We start from the raw sequence: 279 nt of genomic DNA, 5'->3' as shown, positions 1-279 counted from the left end.
TCAGGCAGGCTGTTTCTTTCACTACGTGCATGGTGCGTTCTTCGTTGAGTTGGCCGGTGTCCAGGGCGGTCAGGGTGTGGGGCATTTCGGTGACCAGGGCCTTGGCCATGCCGAGGAGCCGGCCGCCGCGGTGCGGGGACTCGCCCCGGGCCAGGGCGATCTGCTCAGCCGCGCCCATGCTGTGTTCTTTGGGGCGTTTCTTGCCGAGGTCCTCGGCCGCCAGGGTGCTGCCTGTGGCCTGCCCTAGATCGGCCTGCCCTGGATCGGCCTGCGCAGAAT

Annotated in this window: 1 pseudogene; it reads right to left on the bottom strand. The window is 67.4% G+C overall.

The annotated features are described in order from the left end of the window. A pseudogene (locus tag AC5RWD_RS23335) lies at window positions 1-279 on the bottom strand (hypothetical protein); the annotation flags it as partial.

It is taken from the genome of Arthrobacter sp. CMU6, from assembly GCF_059090205.1.
The sequence above is the reverse complement of the archived record's forward strand: the minus strand, read 5'-3'. Positions and strand labels throughout refer to the sequence as shown.